The 17,015-nt window shown below is 64.7% G+C and carries 15 protein-coding genes and 1 tRNA gene; 7 read left to right on the top strand and 9 right to left on the bottom strand.

Annotated elements, in window-relative coordinates; translation table 11 throughout:
* Position 1: 1 nt before the first annotated feature.
* The 4 genes from AC56LW_RS18990 to AC56LW_RS18975 all read right to left on the bottom strand — a co-directional run bounded on the left by AC56LW_RS18990 (position 2) and on the right by AC56LW_RS18975 (position 3,993).
* Positions 2-553 carry a thymidine kinase gene (locus AC56LW_RS18990; RefSeq protein WP_183551718.1) on the bottom strand — a complete coding sequence of 184 codons (552 nt, stop codon included), beginning with the start codon at positions 551-553 and terminating at the stop codon, positions 2-4.
* A gap of 90 nt (positions 554-643) precedes the next feature.
* Positions 644-2,908 carry a penicillin acylase family protein gene (locus AC56LW_RS18985; protein ID WP_499636783.1) on the bottom strand — a complete coding sequence of 755 codons (2,265 nt, stop codon included), beginning with the start codon at positions 2,906-2,908 and terminating at the stop codon, positions 644-646.
* Between the two features lie 31 nt (positions 2,909-2,939).
* Positions 2,940-3,731, bottom strand: coding sequence for a ParB N-terminal domain-containing protein (locus AC56LW_RS18980; protein WP_499636781.1), 792 nt, complete (start codon positions 3,729-3,731; stop codon positions 2,940-2,942).
* A 177-nt stretch (positions 3,732-3,908) separates the two neighbouring features.
* A tRNA-Leu gene (locus AC56LW_RS18975) sits at positions 3,909-3,993 on the bottom strand.
* Positions 3,994-4,240: 247 nt separating this feature from the next.
* Here AC56LW_RS18975 and paoA point away from each other — a divergent pair.
* The 4 genes from paoA (at position 4,241) to paoC (AC56LW_RS18955) (ending at position 10,404) form a co-directional block, all read left to right on the top strand.
* Positions 4,241-4,888: an aldehyde dehydrogenase iron-sulfur subunit PaoA gene (paoA, locus tag AC56LW_RS18970; RefSeq protein ID WP_183551712.1), complete on the top strand. Its 648-nt coding sequence runs from the start codon at positions 4,241-4,243 to the stop codon at positions 4,886-4,888.
* On the top strand, positions 4,885-5,838 hold the full coding sequence (locus AC56LW_RS18965; RefSeq protein ID WP_183551707.1) for an FAD binding domain-containing protein: 954 nt from the start codon (positions 4,885-4,887) through the stop codon (positions 5,836-5,838). The genes paoA and AC56LW_RS18965 overlap by 4 nt, the downstream gene beginning before the upstream one ends.
* A gap of 3 nt (positions 5,839-5,841) precedes the next feature.
* A complete protein-coding gene (gene paoC / locus AC56LW_RS18960; protein ID WP_499636778.1) occupies positions 5,842-8,049 on the top strand; it encodes an aldehyde oxidoreductase molybdenum-binding subunit PaoC in 2,208 nt (735 codons plus the stop codon).
* A gap of 153 nt (positions 8,050-8,202) precedes the next feature.
* Positions 8,203-10,404, top strand: coding sequence for an aldehyde oxidoreductase molybdenum-binding subunit PaoC (gene paoC / locus AC56LW_RS18955; protein WP_499636776.1), 2,202 nt, complete (start codon positions 8,203-8,205; stop codon positions 10,402-10,404).
* On the opposite strand, the gene AC56LW_RS18950 is transcribed toward paoC (AC56LW_RS18955), so the two are convergent.
* From AC56LW_RS18950 to AC56LW_RS18940, 3 genes are read right to left on the bottom strand one after another with little or no spacing between them, the layout of a single operon-like run.
* Positions 10,361-11,341: a diguanylate cyclase gene (locus AC56LW_RS18950; protein WP_499636774.1), complete on the bottom strand. Its 981-nt coding sequence runs from the start codon at positions 11,339-11,341 to the stop codon at positions 10,361-10,363. The genes paoC (AC56LW_RS18955) and AC56LW_RS18950 overlap by 44 nt on opposite strands.
* A 25-nt stretch (positions 11,342-11,366) precedes the next feature.
* Positions 11,367-11,576: a hypothetical protein gene (locus tag AC56LW_RS18945; protein WP_258837803.1), complete on the bottom strand. Its 210-nt coding sequence runs from the start codon at positions 11,574-11,576 to the stop codon at positions 11,367-11,369.
* Between the two features lie 15 nt (positions 11,577-11,591).
* Complete coding sequence (locus AC56LW_RS18940; RefSeq protein ID WP_183551696.1) at positions 11,592-11,999, bottom strand: hypothetical protein; 408 nt, start codon at positions 11,997-11,999, stop codon at positions 11,592-11,594.
* 129 nt (positions 12,000-12,128) lie between these two features.
* Here AC56LW_RS18940 and AC56LW_RS18935 point away from each other — a divergent pair, with 129 nt between their 5' ends.
* Positions 12,129-12,806: an SOS response-associated peptidase gene (locus tag AC56LW_RS18935; RefSeq protein ID WP_499636772.1), complete on the top strand. Its 678-nt coding sequence runs from the start codon at positions 12,129-12,131 to the stop codon at positions 12,804-12,806.
* 135 nt (positions 12,807-12,941) lie between these two features.
* Positions 12,942-13,313, top strand: a complete 372-nt coding sequence (locus AC56LW_RS18930) for an Lcl C-terminal domain-containing protein (RefSeq protein ID WP_332532917.1) — start codon at positions 12,942-12,944, stop codon at positions 13,311-13,313.
* A gap of 30 nt (positions 13,314-13,343) precedes the next feature.
* Here the strand turns inward: AC56LW_RS18930 and AC56LW_RS18925 are convergent, their stop codons facing one another.
* The gene (locus AC56LW_RS18925; RefSeq protein WP_499636770.1) at positions 13,344-14,789 is read right to left on the bottom strand and encodes a M20/M25/M40 family metallo-hydrolase; all 1,446 of its coding nucleotides are present in this window, start codon (positions 14,787-14,789) and stop codon (positions 13,344-13,346) included.
* 100 nt (positions 14,790-14,889) lie between these two features.
* Positions 14,890-16,026 (bottom strand): metallophosphoesterase, encoded by a 1,137-nt coding sequence (locus AC56LW_RS18920; protein WP_499636768.1) that lies wholly within the window; start codon positions 16,024-16,026, stop codon positions 14,890-14,892.
* 197 nt (positions 16,027-16,223) lie between these two features.
* Here AC56LW_RS18920 and AC56LW_RS18915 point away from each other — a divergent pair, with 197 nt between their 5' ends.
* Positions 16,224-16,715, top strand: coding sequence for a glycine zipper 2TM domain-containing protein (locus AC56LW_RS18915; RefSeq protein ID WP_499636766.1), 492 nt, complete (start codon positions 16,224-16,226; stop codon positions 16,713-16,715).
* Positions 16,716-17,015 lie beyond the last annotated feature (300 nt).

Below are 17,015 nucleotides of genomic sequence, written 5' to 3'. Positions count from 1 at the left end.
GTCAGCGTGCGTAGAAGCAGCGCCCGCACGCCTGGCGGTAGCTTTCGTTGCCGCCGATACTGACCTGCTCGCCTTCGCGGATACGGCGGCCCTGCTCGTCGACGCGGATATTCATCGTCGCCTTCTTGCCGCAGGTGCAGATGTTCTTGATTTCCTCGATATCGTCGGCCAGCGCCAGCAGATAGGCCGAGCCGGGGAATGGCTCGCCGCGAAAGTCGCTGCGCAGGCCGTAGCAGATCACGGGCACGCCGCGCAGCTGGGCCAGCTGGTGCAGCTGGCTGACCTGGGCCGCTGTCAAAAATTGTGACTCGTCCACCAGCAGGCAGGCCACGTTCTCTACCTGGTCAAGAAAGTTGGTGTCTGCGTGAAAGACTTCGGCCGGCCGCTGCGCGCCCAGGCGCGACGTGATCACGCCAACGCCGTAGCGGTTGTCGATGGCTGCCGTGTAGAGCTTGACCTGCTGGCCCTGCTCTTCGTAGTTGTGCGCGACCTGTAACAGGGCCGTCGATTTGCCGGCGTTCATCGCCGAGTACCTGAAATAAAGTTTGGCCACTGCCCTGTCCTGCCTGTCTATCCAATGCGACGAAGGCTGCGATTATAGCGTGCCGGCAACGTACGCCGCCAGCCAATCGCGGCCCGATCGTCACTTGCCCGGATGGTATTTCCGCTCGAGATTGCGCTCGATATCTTCCTTGTAGAACAGCACGTCCTTGAACTCGCCGCGCGCATACATGGCGGCCTGATCGTTGAAGTGCGGCGAACGGGGATCGCTGCTCTGGCCGCCGGCCAGGATGCTCTTGGCGCGCACCTTCGGCCCGAACTCGACGGCAGCGACAAAGCTGTTGCCGCGGTCACCATAGATGCGCTTTGTCGTCTGTTTGGCCGTCATGCCGAACGAGGCCAGCGAACCCCAGTTGGCCGATGTGAACGGCACGGGAATGCTGGGCTTGCTGTCGTCGTATTGCTGGTCGACCGCGCCCGACAGGCGCTGGAAGCGGTTGATCTCGCCCCATGGCGTGCGCCAGTCGCCGAAGTCGGCCGTCAGTTTCTCCGACGCGCGCAGCAAGCCGTCGAGCCGGTCCGCAGGGGTCAAGCGCTGGGCGATGTAATCGACCGGCGGAATCGTCTCGAGTTTTGCGCGTGCGCCGTGCTGCGCCACCAGGTCCTGGCCCCAATACACGGCCAGCGACGTGGGGACCGAGTCGATGGCGTAGCGCATGTTCCAGCTGCGCAGCGCGTCAATCTGTTCGGCCAGCGCCGCCTTGCGCGGGTCTTCCGGCGGCAAGGCGTCGTAGTCCGCAATGACGGCCGGCACGAGCGGCTCGAACGCCTGCAGGCGCGTGTCGTACGAGGCCGCGATCAGGCTGTCGATGTCGAGTCCCTTGGCCTCCTTGAACACGCGCGCGGCATTGCGGCCACGCGCATTCTCGGGCAGCGACCACATATACGACGGGTAGCTCGCACACTTTGGACTGCTCACGCCAGCTGCCGTGCAGGGCCAGTTGTTGGTATTGAAGATGTAGCCGCTGGCCGGGTTGAACAGCGTGATGGTTTCGTCGATCTCGTGCAGGCGCTGCCATTCGTTGGCGGGATTGCTGCCGTCCACCGGGCGGGTCCAGTCCACGCGCGGGTCGCGTTTCGGGATGAAGTTGCCGTGGAAGTAAGCGATATTGCCCTTCGCATCGGCATACACGGTGTTGTTGGACGAATTGGTGCGCAGCTCCATGGCCTTGTAGAACGCGCTGTAGTCGCGCGCCTTGGTGCGGGTGTACGACTGGGTCAGCGCATTGAGCGGGTCGTCCATCAGCTTGACCGACACCCACTTGCCGCCCTCGGCGCGCACGACCGGGCCGTGGTGCGTGAAGTAGGCAGTGACACTGCGGCTGGCCATCGTCCCATCCGGCATCTTGTACGGCAGCGCAATCGCGACCTTGCGCATCGGCGCTTCGTGCTTGCCGTATTTATAGAAGTACTCGCCGTTACGGTCGACGACCGTTTCCAGGTATTCGTCGATGACGTCGCCACCGCCGGACGTGTGCATCCAGCCGAGTTTGTCGTTGAAACCCTGGTAGATGAAGAACTGGCCCCAGGTCACGGCGCCATAGGCATTCAGGCCCTCTTCGCTGACCATGTGCACTTCGGGGCGGAAGTAGAACGATGTGTGCGGGTTGATCATCAACAGCGCGCGGCCGTTGGCGCTCAGTTTCGGCGCGATGGCAAAGCCGTTCGAGCCGCGCGGTTCGGGGGCGAAGCCGCGCGGGTCATGGCGTTTGAGATCCAATTGCGCATTCAGTTGCGCCACTGCCGGGCGCTTGCCATAGAACGCGGCCAGGTCGGCCAGCTCGATCGATTCGATGTCGCCACCGATGCTGCCTTCGCTGAACGTGAGCGCCATCCACGGCTCGAAATGGGTCAGGAGCTTCGGCTTGACCTCGGGATGCGTGTACAGGTAGTAGTTCAGGCCATCGGCAAACGCCTTCATCAGGTTCTGCAGCCAGGCGGGACTGGCGGCATATTGCGCCTGCATGGCGGCCGGCTGCACGTACAGCTTCATGCGCAGATCGCGCCAGATCTCGGCCTCGCCCTCGACTTCGGCCAGGCGCCCCATCGCATTGATGTAGTTGAGCTCGATGCGGTTGAAGTCGTCCTCGGCCTGTGCGTACAGCGTGCCGAATACGGTATCGGCATCGGTGCGGCCAAACACGTGCGGAATGCCCCACTTGTCGCGCATGATCGTCACGCGCTCGGCCGTCGCCTTCCAGCGCGCGACCGTGGCCGCGCTCGGCGCAGCTTGCGCGCTGGTAGCGACGATCGGTGTCTTCTTGGGCGCAACGGCAAACGATGGCGCAGCGGCGCCGATCAGGAGCAAGCCGAGCAATGCCGGCGTGAACGAACGTGACGTGGGCATACGGGCGGACTCCTTCAGGGCGTGGCGAGGTTCAGTCGGCGCCGAGACCGGCGTTGACGAGGCGTTGTTTGAGGCGTTCGTTTTCGGTCAGCAGCGTGGCCAGGCGATCTTTCATCGCCGCGCGCTCGCTGCGCAGCGTGGCCAGCTCGTCGGCCGGATCGATCACTTCTTTCTCTTTGCGCGGGCGGGCCGCACTTTTCTGTTCGCGCACCTGGCGCGCGGCCTGCTGCAATTCCTTGCGTCCGCCGGCCACGGCGGCCAGTTGCGCTGATTCGGGCAGCTGCGCCACATTGGCGGCGGCATTGATCGAGATGGTGCCGGTGCGCACCGCTTCTCGCAGCTCGGGGGTGGCGGCTTTCTGGATGCGCTCGATCTGGCTGATCGTATTGCTCGACACACGCGCCGCACGCGCGACATCTTCGCGCGTATTCCATGGCGGCGAGGCAGGGTCAAGCGCCGCGTCGGCATCGCTACCCTCATCGGCGGGACGCTCGGCCACGCGGGCCGAGACGATCTCTTTCTTCTTCAGCGCCAGCACGCCGCGCTGGAAGTCCGATACGCTGCGGCGCGCCAGGTGGTTATCGATCATCCACAGCATGACGTCTTCGATCGATTCGAACGTGTTGTTGTGGACGGTGCGGAACGGGATGCCGTGCTTCTGGCACAGTTCATAGCGATTGTGGCCGTCGATCAGCGTATCGCGCCAGAGTACCAATGCATCGCGGCAACCTTCGGCCAAGAGGCTGCGCTCGAGCGCGGCTTGTTCGATCGGGCTGAGTGGATCGACGAAAGAGCGCAATTCGTCGTTGATCGTGATATTCAATTCGGGTCCTTGCATGTCGTGCTGGGGAGTGTCGTGGTGCGGCGGCGGCATTGAGGTGCCGCATGGCATGCTACACCATACAGACGAGACCGCTGAGCTGCGCTTGCCCTGCCTGGATGGTTGGGGGTTGCGCGCCAGGGTTCGTGCATCGGCGCTGTGGAGCGCCGGGATCATTCGTGGTGCGGGCAGCCGGAATCGAACCGGCACGCCTCACGGCGGCAGATTTTAAGTCTGATGCGTCTACCAATTTCGCCATGCCCGCGCCGCCCGGATTGTACTACGTGGAGCAACCCGGGTGTTAGTGGCTGAGCTACGCCGCCGGATATAAACACGTACTCTCAACATGGCTATTACACCAAAGTGCTTCAGGTTTCAAGGGAGCGCGGCCTTCACGCGAGCTGACATAAAATCAACGCATTATCTTGTCATTTCTTTTCGCCTGGGCGGCGCCCTCGTATCGACGCCAACGCCACGGTGAACAACGTACTGTATAGAAGGAACTTCCAAACATGGAACAATTCAGGGAAATCAAGCTGTCTCGGCGCGATGTATTGATCGCCGGCGCGGTATCGGCCTCGGCCGTGGCAATGCCGGGCGCAAACGCGCAAACGGCCGCCAACGCCCCGGCCGCCAACCCGGAGCCGGTCAAGGTCGGCGTCTCCTTCAACGTCAACGGCAAGGACGTCACGCTCGAACTCGACACGCGCACGACGCTGCTCGACGCGCTGCGTGAGCATCTGCACCTGACCGGCTCGAAAAAAGGCTGCGACCAGGGCCAGTGCGGCGCCTGCACCATCATCATGGATGGCCGCCGCATCAACTCGTGCCTGTCGCTGGCGATCATGCACGACGGCGCCAAGATCACGACGATCGAAGGTCTCGGCACGCCGGACAAACTGCACCCGATGCAGGCTGCCTTCGTCAAGCACGACGGCTACCAGTGCGGGTACTGTACCCCGGGCCAGATCTGTGCCAGCGTGTCGGTGATCGAAGAAATTCGCGCCGGCATGCCGAGCCACGTCACGGCCGACCTCAACGCCAAACCACAGATGACCGTGGAAGAAATCCGTGAGCGCATGAGCGGCAATATCTGCCGATGTGGCGCCTACTCCAACATCATCGATGCCATCAAGGAAGTGGGAGGGGTCAAAGCATGAAGGTCTTTACTTACCAACGCGCCACCACGCCTGCACAGGCAGCGCAGACCGTGGCCCGCACACCAGGCGCACGTTTCATCGCCGGCGGCACCAACCTGCTCGACCTGATGAAGCTCGAGATCGAAACGCCGGGCGCCCTGGTCGACGTCAATAAACTGGGCTTCGACAAGATCGAGCCCACTGCCAACGGCGGCCTGCGCATCGGCGCCTTCGTGCGCAACACCGATCTGGCATCCGACCCGCGCGTGCGCAAGGACTACGCCGTGCTGTCGCGCGCCCTGCTGTCGGGCGCGTCGACCCAGTTGCGCAACAAGGCAACGACGTCGGGCAACCTGCTGCAGCGCACCCGCTGCTCGTACTTCTACGACACCGCGCAAAAGTGCAACAAGCGCCAGCCGGGCAGCGGTTGCGCCGCCATCGGCGGCTTCACGCGCAACCTGGCCGTGGTCGGCACGAGCGATGCCTGCATCGCCACGCACCCGAGCGACATGGCGGTGGCCATGCGCCTGCTGGATGCCGAGGTCGAAACCGTGCGCGCCGATGGCAGCAAGCGCACGATCCCGATCGCCGATTTCCACCGCCTGCCGGGCAACACCCCGCACATCGAAACCGTGCTCGAACCAGGTGAGCTGATCACGTATGTGACGCTGCCGAAGCCGCTGGGTGGCGTGCACGCGTACAAGAAAGTACGTGACCGCGCATCGTATGCGTTCGCGCTGGTGTCGGTTGCCACCGTGATCCTCCCGGACGGCAGCGGCCGCGTGGCTGTTGGCGGCGTGGCCCACAAGCCATGGCGCGTCGAAGCCGCCGAGCAGCAGATGGGCGCGGGCGCCAAGGCCGTGGCCGACCGCCTGATGGCCGGCGCCAAGACCACCGAAGAGAATGCCTTCAAGGTTCCTTTGGTTCACCGTATTTTGGCCGCAGCAATGCAAGACGCAAAGAAAGCCTAAGCCATGAAATTCCTGACTCCAGCAACCACCAATCCGATTGACCGCATGCGCTATGTCGGTCAGCCGACCAACCGCATCGACGGCAAACTCAAGACCACCGGCACCGCGCCCTACGCGTACGAGCATCACAAGGAAGTACCGAACGCCGCCCAAGGCTTCGTCGTGGGCTCCGGTATCGCTAAAGGCCGCATCGCATCGATCGACATCGAGGCGGCGCGCCGCGCACCGGGCGTACTGGCTGTTGTCACGGCCGAGAACGCCGGCAAACTGGGCAAGGGCGACATGAACACCGCCCACCTGCTGGCCGGCCCGAACATCCAGCACTATCACCAGGCCGTCGCGCTGGTGGTGGCGGAAACGTTCGAGCAGGCGCGCGCCGCCGCCGGCCTGGTCAAGGTCAACTACACGGTCCAGAAGGGTCGCTTCGACCTGGACGCCGAAAAAGGCAACGCCGTCAAACCGACCGGCGAACAGGATCCGCCGGATACCAAGACGGGCAACTTCGCGCGCGGTTTCGAGACCTCGCCTGTCAAGCTCGACGCCACCTACCATACGCCGGACCAGTCGCACGCGATGATGGAGCCGCATGCCTCGACCGCCTTCTGGGAAGGCGACAAGGTCACGGTCTACACGTCGAACCAGATGATCGCCTGGTGCCGCAGCGACCTGGCAAAGACGCTGGCCATCCCGAAAGAAAAAGTGCGCGTGGTCTCGCCGTATGTCGGCGGCGGCTTCGGCTCGAAGCTGTTCCTGCGCGCCGATGCACTGCTGGCAGCCCTGGGCGCGCGCGCGGCCAAACGGCCAGTCAAGGTCTCGCTGCATCGTCACCTGATCTTCAACAACACCACGCACCGCCCGGCAACGATCCAGCGCATCCGCATCGGTGCCGGTCGTGACGGCCGCATCATGGCCATCGGCCACGAAACCTGGAACGGCAACCTGCCAAAAGGCAGCGCCGAAGTGGCGACCGCGCAAACGCGTCTGCTGTACGCCGGCGCCGATCGCATGACCACCACCCGCGTGGCCGAGCTCGATCTGCCCGAAGGCAATGCGATGCGCGCACCGGGCGAAGCGCCGGGCATGATGGCGCTCGAAGTGGCGATGGACGAGATGGCCGAAAAGCTGAACATGGACCCGGTCCAGTTCCGCATCCTGAACGACACCAAGGTCGATCCGGAAAAGCCGATCCGCAAGTTTTCGGAGCGCCGCTACATCGAGTGCATGCGCATGGGCGCCGACAAGTTCGGCTGGGCCAAGCGCAACGCCAAGCCGGGCCAGGTCCGTGAAGGCCGCTGGCTGATCGGCCATGGCGTGGCATCTGCCTTCCGTAACAGTCCGGTGATGAAATCGGGCGCGCGCGTCAAACTGGGCACGGATGGCCGCGTGACGGTGGAAACCGACATGACCGATATCGGTACCGGCAGCTACACGATCATTGCGCAGACCACGGCCGAAATGCTGGGCGTGCCGCTTGATCGCATCGATGTGCGTCTGGGCGACTCAGACTTCCCGGCATCGTCGGGTTCGGGTGGCCAGTGGGGCGCCAATAGCGCGACCTCGGGCGTGTACGCAGCCTGCGTCAAGCTGCGCGAGCAGGTCGCGGCCAAGCTGGGCGTGAAGGAAGCCGACGCCGAATTCGTCGACGGCACCGTGCGCGTGGGCGGCAACAGCCAGCCACTGATCAAGGCGGCGGCGGGTGGTGAGCTGGTCGGCGAAGACACGATCGAATTCACCGGCGGCCTGGACAAGAAAAACCAGCTGTCGACGTTCGGCGCGCACTTCGTCGAAGTCGCGGTCGATTCGGTCACGGGCGAAACGCGCGTGCGCCGCATGCTGGCCGTGTGCGCAGCAGGCCGTATCCTGAACCCGATGCAGGCACGCAGCCAGGTCATCGGCGGCATGACGATGGGTATCGGCGGCGCGCTGATGGAGCACCTGGTGGTCGACAAGCGCCTGGGCTTCTTCGCCAACCATGACATGGCGACCTACGAGGTGCCGGTGCACGCCGACGTGCCGCATCAGGAAGTCATCTTCCTGAAGGAAGAAGATGAAATCTCATCGCCAATGAAGGCCAAGGGTATCGGCGAGCTAGGTCTGTGCGGTGTTGCTGCGGCCGTTGCCAACGCAATCTACAACGCGACCGGCGTGCGTGTGCGCGAGTATCCGATCACGCTCGACAAGCTGATCGAAAAGATGCCACTGTCGGTTTGATGGTCTTTTGAAGTGCCCGTGGCGGCGGCATGATGCCGTTCGCCACCTTGCCCTCGTGGCCCCGTCCCTGGCGGCCACGAGGCGCTCCCCTCTTTTTTCCGGTGCACCGAACCCCTCCCCCGCGCCATGCGGCGGCGAACAAAGGCCGAGCCCATGAAATTTACTACCCCCGCTACTACCAATCCCATCGACACGCTGCGCCACGTCGGCAAGCCATACGACCGTGTCGATGGCCCGCTCAAGTGCACTGGCCAGGCACCGTATGCCTATGAACACCACGCCGCCGTACCGGACGCCGCCCACGGCGTGATGGTCGGCGCCACGATCGCCAAGGGCACGATCGTGAGTATTGACGATGCAGCCGCCCGCCGCGCGCCCGGTGTGCTGGCGGTGGTTACCGCAGCCAACGCCGGCACACTGGGCAAGGGCCAGAAGAACACCGCCCTGCTCCTGGGCGGGCCCGAGGTCATGCACTACCATCAGGCCGTCGCCCTCGTGGTGGCCGAGACGTTCGAGCAGGCGCGCGCCGCCGCCCATCTGGTCAGGATCAGCTACCGCGAGGCCAAGGGCAGCTTCGATCTGGCCAGCGTCAAGGACACGGGCGTGCCGCCCAAGCCCGAGCGCGACTATCCGCCCGACACCCGCGTTGGCGACTTCGAACGCATGTTCGACAGTGCCCCCGTCAAGCTCGACGCCACCTACACGACGCCCGACCAGGCGCACGCGATGATGGAACCGCATGCGACCACCGCGCGCTGGGACGGCGACAAGCTCACGGTCTGGACGTCGACCCAGATGGTCGACTGGTGCCGCACCGATCTGGCCAAGACGCTCAACATCACGAAGGACAAGGTGCGCGTCGTCTCGCCTTACATTGGCGGCGGCTTCGGCGGCAAGCTGTTCCTGCGCACCGACGCGGTGCTGGCCGCGCTGGGTGCCCGCGCCGCCGGCCGCCCAGTCAAGGTGGCCTTGCAGCGCCACCAGATCTTCAACAACACGACGCACCGGCCGAAGACGATCCAGCGGCTGCGCATCGGCGTGGGCCGCGATGGCCGCATCCAGGCCATCGGCCATGAAACATGGAACGGCAACCTCCCGGGTGGCCGGCCCGAGGTCGCCACGCAGCAAACGCGCCTGCTGTACGCGGGTGCGCACCGGATGACGACGACCCGCCTGGCCGTGCTGGATCTGCCGGAGAGCAATTCGATGCGCGCACCAGGCGAGGCGCCGGGCCTGATGGCCCTGGAAATCGCGATGGATGAACTGGCCGAGAAGCTCGGGATGGACCCGGTGCAGCTGCGCATCCTGAACGACACGAAGGTCGACCCTGAAAAGCCGAACCGTCCGTTTTCCGAGCGGCGTCTGGTCGACTGCCTGCGCACCGGGGCCGAACGCTTCGGCTGGAAGGCGCGCAATGCCAGACCGGCCCAGGTCCGTGAGGGCCAGTGGCTGATCGGCCACGGCGTCGCGGCTGCCTTTCGCAACAGCCCCGTGGTGAAGTCGGCCGCCCGCGTGCGCCTTGGTACGGATGGCATCCTGACCGTCGAAACGGACATGACCGACATCGGTACCGGCAGCTACACGATCATCGCGCAGACGGCCGCCGAAATGCTGGGCTTGCCGCTCGAGCGCGTGAAGGTGAAGCTGGGCGACTCGGACTTTCCCGTGTCCGCCGGCTCGGGCGGCCAGTTCGGCGCGAACAGTGCAACGGCCGGCGTGTACGCGGCCTGCGTCAAGCTGCGCGAACAGATTGCCGCCAGGTTGAATATGACGGACCCGGTGTTTGCCGACGGCACCGTGCGCGCTGGCGGCGCCAGCCAGCCGCTGGCCAAGGCGGCCGAGGGCGGCGAACTGGTGGCCGAAGATGTCATCGAGTTCGGCGAGCTGGCAAAAAAGAACCAGCTATCCACCTTCGGCGCGCATTTCGTCGAAGTCGCGGTCGATTCAGTCACGGGCGAGACGCGCGTGCGGCGCATGCTGGCCGTCTGCGCGGCAGGCCGCATCTTGAATCCAAAGTCGGCGCGCAGCCAGGTCATTGGCTCGATGACGATGGGTGTGGGCGGCGCGCTGATGGAGCACCTGGTGGTCGACAAGCGCCTGGGCTTCTTTGCCAACCACGACATGGCGACCTACGAGGTGCCCGTGCATGCGGACATCCCGCATCAGGACGTGATTTTCCTTGATGAAGAAGACGAGTATTCGTCGCCGATGAAGGCCAAGGGTGTGGGTGAACTGGGGCTGTGCGGCGTGGCGGCAGCGATTGCCAATGCGGTCTACAACGCCACTGGCGTGCGGGTGCGCGAGTATCCGGTCACGCTGGACAAGCTGCTGGAGAAGATGCCGCTGCCGGTCTAGTGTCGCCATCGGCCACGACGCAGTTGCGGCCGCCATCCTTGGCGGCATACAGCGCCGCGTCCGCAGCGTCGATCAGCGTGGCTTCGTCAGTCTGGTTGCCGGGCCCGAACGCGGCCACACCCACGCTGACCGTCACGTGGCGGTAGACAGCGGCCGGGGCGTGCGGCAGGTTCAACGCAGCGATGCGGGCGCGAATGCGCTCGGCCATCGCCCGCGCCTGTTCAAGCGTGGTGTCGGGCAGGATCGCCGCGAATTCTTCGCCACCATAGCGCGCGGCCAGATCGGCGGGCCGCTTCAGGATGTCTGCAATCTCCTGTGCCACGCGGATCAGGCACGTGTCGCCATCCTGGTGACCGAAATGGTCGTTATAGGCCTTGAACGTATCGATATCGAACATCAGCAGCGCGAGTGGGGTGTCGGCACGCCGGGCGCGCCGCAGCTCGCGCGCCAGCGTGGCGTCGAACTGGCGGCGGTTGGCGATGCCGGTCAGGCCGTCGATGAACGAGCGCGCCCGCATGGCCTCGGCGTGCTCCAGCAGACGACGCTCGCGCTCGGCGGTGTCGCTGATGTCGCGGATTTCAACAAGGCAAAACCGTTGGCCCACGTCGTCGAACGGCGTGACTGCCACCGCCTGGTCGATCAGGTCGCCGTCGAAGCTGCCGGCCGGCCGTAGAGGAAAAGGGTTGCGGTTGCCGGCATCGGGTACATGGGTGGTGACCGTACCGTCGGTCAGCGCCGCCTGCACGGCGGCTTCGACGCGCGAGCCGCGCAGAACGGGAAACACCTCGATCAGGGGATGGCCCACGACGCGTGCCGCGCCGCGCCCGCAGCGCTGCACCAGCCAGCCATTCCAGTGGACGATACGGGCCTGCGCGTCGAGCACGATCACGCCGCAATCGACGAGATCGAGCACGCGCGATACGAGTCCGATTGCCAAACCCGGCGTTGGCGTCGTCACCCTGTCAGGCTTGCTGGCCGAGCATGTGCCAGGCCATGGCGCAGCAGAGAATCACGACGCAGCACAGCAGGCCGTAGACGAAGATGCGCATCGACGTGGCCAGGCCGGTCACGGCGCGGTTGGCGTTATCGCCGAGCTTGCCGCGCTTGCGCGCGCTGTTCATCAGCATCGAGAAGAAGATGAACAGCGTTGCGCAAATCAGGACGACTTTCATGACAGCCTTTGTCGACTAGGTACGCACGGCCACGAGCACGAGCGCCACGACCGACAGCAGGCCGGACAGCGCTGCGGTCGCGCCCATCCACGTCATCTTCTGGCGCTGGGCATCCATCTTGGCGATGAGTTGCGCATTCTGGTCGGCCAGGTTGGCGATGATCTCGGAGGCCGAACGCATCTGGTTACGCAGATCGGTGATTTCGGCATCATTGCGCTCGACGCTGCGGATCAGGATATCGAACACGTCTTCTTCTTGCCCCGCCATCCCGGGCGCTACGCCCATTGGCTCGTCGGGCATGCCCTGCCGGTTGCGGTTGACCGTGTCCCACAGCCGCCGCGCGCCATTTGCCACCTGCGGCGCTGCGCTGATTACGTCGCTCCAGGGAACCGTTCTCAATACTGTCCACCAACCTGCTGCCATACCTGCTCCTCATCAATCGTTGTATTCCTGAGCATACCATTGCGGCGTGCTGCGGCCAAATGCCACACGCGTCGCGCGTCGGCAAACGCAGTGCGACGCGCCCGGCCGCGTTGCGCTACCATGATTCCCATGTGTGGACGACTTGACCAAAGCCAAACGGCCCGTTACTACGCCAGCGTCATCGGCTGGCTCGACGCCGTGTATGACAGCGAATCCGAACCGGCCTATAACGTGCCACCGGGCACCTATCGCCCTGTGCTGCATCTGCAGGACGGTGAACGACGCGTGGATGACGTGTACTGGAGCTACCAGGCGCGCTGGGCCAAGGGCAAGGTCCCGGTGACCATCAACGCGCGCATGGACAAGCTCGACAACCGCTACTGGCGCGGCCTGCTCAAATCAGGGCGCGCGCTCGTACCTGCTTCGGGCTGGTACGAGTGGACGGGCGAAAAAGGCAGCAAGCAGCCGTGGCATATCCACCGCAAGGATGGTGCGCCGCTGTTCATGCTGGCGCTTGCGAACTTTGGCAGTTTCACCGAAAACCGCGCCGAGGCCGGCTTTGTCATCGTGACCGACGATGCCTCCGGCGGCATGCTCGATATCCACGACCGGCGGCCGGTGGTGCTGGACGCGCAGGACGCCGAGCGCTGGCTCGATCCGGCGCTGTCGAGCGAAGAGGCATTGGCGCTGGCCCGCTCGGCCGCCCTGCCCCCGGACGCGTTTGCCTGGCACGAAGTCAGCACGCAGGTCAATCACGCCGGCGCCGGTGGACCTGAGGTGGCGCAACCCATCGACAGCGACGCCTGAGCCATCCCGCCGCACAGTCCGGCGGTATGAATATCCTGGAACCCGTCAGTTGTCTGATCTGGATCGAACCCGGGATGCAACCAAACGTCGTGTTCGCCAGTCTTACCGGATTGCTACCACACGTGAGGTGAATCCATGGGCGAATACATGCAAATCCGGGGCCTGCTGCAAGAGGGTGAAGAATACGCTGGTCTCATCCTGGGCAAAGACGACCCCGACTACCACCTGGTCTTGCTGCCAGGCGACAGCGCCGACGTCAGCTGGCCCACGGCCGCCGACTGGGCCGCCAGCCAGGACGGCGCTCTGCCCACGCGGCGCGAGCTGGCGCTGCTGTTTGCCAACCTGCGCGAATCGTTCCAGCGCGACTGGTACTGGTCCAGCGAGCCGCATGCCACGCGCGCCCAGCTGGTCTGGGGCCAGAATTTCGCCAGTGGCATCCAGACCATCTATGGCCGGCCGTACCGCGGGCATGCGCGCGCGGTACGCCGGATCAGTACGGCGGCCTGAACCGCGGGCTGACCTGCAACCTGACCCGCGTCACGGCGCCGGCACGCTGGAGCGGCCGATTGGCTGCTCCATATTAGCCAGATACCAGGCCGTGGCCGCCATCAGCGCGACGTTGCGGCGCAGGCTGTCAGGATCGACCTTGTCCAGCGTATCGGCCGGCGTGTGGTGGATGTCGAAATAGTTCGCCGTGTCGACGATCGGCGCGAAGCTTGGCACGCCTGCGCGTTCCAGGCCGGCCAGGTCGCCCGTCGCCAGCACGTCCTGGCGCTGGAACACGCCGGCGCCGATTGGCTGCAAGGCTGCTTGCAGGGGCGCGAACAGCTTGACCGACTGCGGCGTGACGCTGGCACGCAGGCCGAACGGGCGGCCAACGCCATTGTCGCTTTCTATCGCGCCGAAGTGCCTGGCGGCGTTTGCCTGTTCGGCGGCAAGGTAGGTGCTCGCGCCGCGCATGCCGTTTTCTTCGTTCATCCACGCGATGAAGCGGATCGTGCGGCGCGGCCGGTAATCGAGTTTTTTCAGGACGTCGAACACAGCCATCGCGCTGGCCACGGCGGCCGCGTCATCGTGCGCACCGGGCGACAAGTCCCACGAATCGAGGTGGCCCGAAACGATGACGATTTCTTCCGGCTTTTCCGTGCCCGGCAGATCGGCGATCACATTAAAGCTGTCGGCGTCGGGCAGGTTTTTCGGCGTCAGCACGAGTTTGAGCTTGACCGGGCCGCGCTTGGCCAGGCGCGCCATCAGCATGGCGTCTTCCGCCGTCACGGCCGCTGCCGGGATGCGCGCGTCGTCCGACAGGCCGGACGAACCCGTGTGCGGCAAACGGTAAGCTGCGCCACCGACCGAACGCACCAGTGCGCCGACAGCACCCAGCTCGGCCGCCAGGCGCGGACCGTTGCGGCGGTAGTTCGAGCCCGCACCATAGGCCGGGCCGGCCAGGCCGCGGTCGGCCATGTGCTGGTCGAAGGCGACATCGAACAGCACGATCTTGCCCTTGACCTCGGCGGAGCGCGCCTTGAGTTCCTCGAAACTATTGAGCACGAGCACCGGCGCGACGAGGCCTTCGACCGGCGTGGCGCCCGAGCCGCCCAGCGCGGTCAGCACGATGCGCTGCGTGATGCCTGCCGGGCGGCCCGTGTAATCGACCAGTTCGCCCGTCTCGATCCCGCGCACCCAGTGCGGCACCTTCACCGGCTGCAGCGTCACCTTCGCGCCCAGTTTGCGCATGGCTTCAGCAACCTGGGTCACCGCCGCCGCCGCGCCAGGCGAACCTGACAGGCGCGGGCCGATCAGGTCGGTCATGTCTTCCGTGCGTTGCCAGGCGTAGTCGCTCGTCATCGCCGCGTCGCGGATCTTGACCAGCGCAGCAGGATCGTTGCCGGGACTGGCGGCCAGGGCCGCGGGGACGATCAGCGCGCCAGCGATGGCGCCCAGGATGGGAAGACGGCGAAGATGGCGACCGGGGAAGTTCATGCGTGAATCCTTGCGGTATTGAAAGGATTCAAACAATAGCGCATCCGGCAAGGTTTTGCCCCGACTTTCCTGATGGAGAGGCCGGGGCCAAGTTCGACTGTCAGGCCGTCACCAGGCGCACCAACGTGATTTCCGACGGCGCCCCGAAGCGCTTCGGCGGGCCCCAGTAGCCCGTGCCACGGCTCGTGTACACCCACATCTCGCGCACCCGGTTCAAGCCAGCCACGAACGGTTGCTGTAGCGGCACGAACAGGTTCCACGGGAAGAACTGACCGCCGTGCGTATGACCCGACAGTTGCAGATCGAACCCTGCCGCGGCCGCCGCGGTCGCGCTGCGCGGCTGGTGCGCGAGCAGCACGCGCGCACCGACGCCGGCCGGCGCACCGGCCGCGGCGCGTTGCGGATCGCTCTTGTGCTCGGGGTGGAAATGGTGGGCGTGATAGTCGGCCACGCCTGCAATCATCAGGCGCGCGTCGCCCTTGTGCACGATCACGTGCTGGTTCATCAGCACATTCAACCCCAGGCGCCGCACTTCGGCAATCCACTCGAGCGCGCCCGAGTAGTACTCGTGGTTGCCGGTCACGAAATACACGCCATCGCCTGCGCGCAGGCGACCCAAGGGTTGCGTGTGCGGCGCCAGCCGCTGCACGCTGCCGTCGACCAGGTCGCCCGTAACGGCAATTGCATCGGCTTCCAGCGCGTTGACTTTATCGACGATGGCGTTCAGGTAGGCACGTTTGATGGTCGGGCCCACGTGCACGTCAGAAATCTGCGCAATCGTGTAGCCGTGCAGCGCTTCCGGCAAGTCACGGATCGGCACATCGACTTTCACGATGCGCGCGACGCGGCGCGCGTTGGCGTAACCGATCAGCGTCACCACCAGCGCGACCAGCGGCACCGCCAGCGCGCTGATGTACAGCACCGGGGCCGTTGCTGCGCCAATGACGATCAGCGCCAGCAGCACCAGGTCGCGCAGCACCGTCGCCACCAGCAGCGACGAGAACAGACCCATCGACAGCAAGCCGACCCATGCCACAGCATCGGACCAGCGGCGCCGGCGCATCGAGGCCGACATCAGCCCGACCGGCACCAGGATCCCCAGCAGGCATAGCAGTAGTCCTGAAACAAGGTTGCCGACCATGCCAAAGGCCAGGTCGGGCAACAGGCGCACGCCGATATACACCAGCAGCATGACCATCAAAAAGAGAACGACGAGAAAGCTTCGGCTTGGACGCATGAGGGAAATAGATGAAAAGCAATAGAAGCTACATGGGGCACATGGGCCGAGATGCAAGCGAGGATGTTACAGACCGAGCATCACTTGTAAAAATCTGTATTAGCAGATGGCACTATTCAAAACCAAGAATATAGTGATTCTTACCCGGTGAGCGAGAACATCATTCCGATCTCCGCTGGGGCAAAAAGGAAAAAGCCATGTTCAAATCGAAGACCTTTGGTGCTGTGCTGCTGGCCGCCGTCGCCGTATCGCCGGCGGCAATGGCCGGCGATCGTGGTACCAATACGGCCATCGGCGCCGTGCTCGGTGCAGTTGTTGGCCACACAGTCGGCGGTACCGGCGGCGCGGTGGCCGGCGGTGTGATCGGCGCGGCAGTGGGCAACTCGGTCCACTCGCGCGATGACCGTCGCCACTACGGCGATCGCGGTAACTATTACGACAATCGCGGCGGGTATTACCAGTCGCAACCGGCATACGTCCAGCAGCGTCCGGTCTACGTCCAGCAGCGCCCTGTGTATGTCCAGCCACGCCCGGTGTACGTGGAATCGCGTCCTGTGTACGTGCAACCACGTCCGGTCTACGTCGAATACCGTGACGGTGGCCGCGGCTGGGACCGTCATGACCGCCGCGACCGTTACGATCGCCACGACCGCTGGGACCGCGATGACCGTCGCGGCTACGGCCGCTAACCCCGAAAGCCGCGCACCGCGCGGCTTTTTCTTTGCCCACAGACGGCACAGCCGGGGTCAGGTCTGACATTCAGACACGACCTCAGCCTTATCCACTTCCAACGGTGTCTTGTCCAGCATTAGCGTGGCCTTTTTTCCAGCCAGGCCCGATGTCCGACTACGCGACTGTCGAGATCGTGTCCGAATGTCAGACCTCGTATATTGAAGATACCAGCGCACCAGTAGATAATATTGTTGATGTGGCCGGTCGGGGTGACACTGTTCAGACTGAGTGCCATTGAGCACGTGGGTCAGATTGGT

The sequence above is a fragment of the Telluria sp. LT2P80 genome, from assembly GCF_059685955.1.
This window is presented reverse-complemented; position numbering and strand designations above follow the sequence as displayed.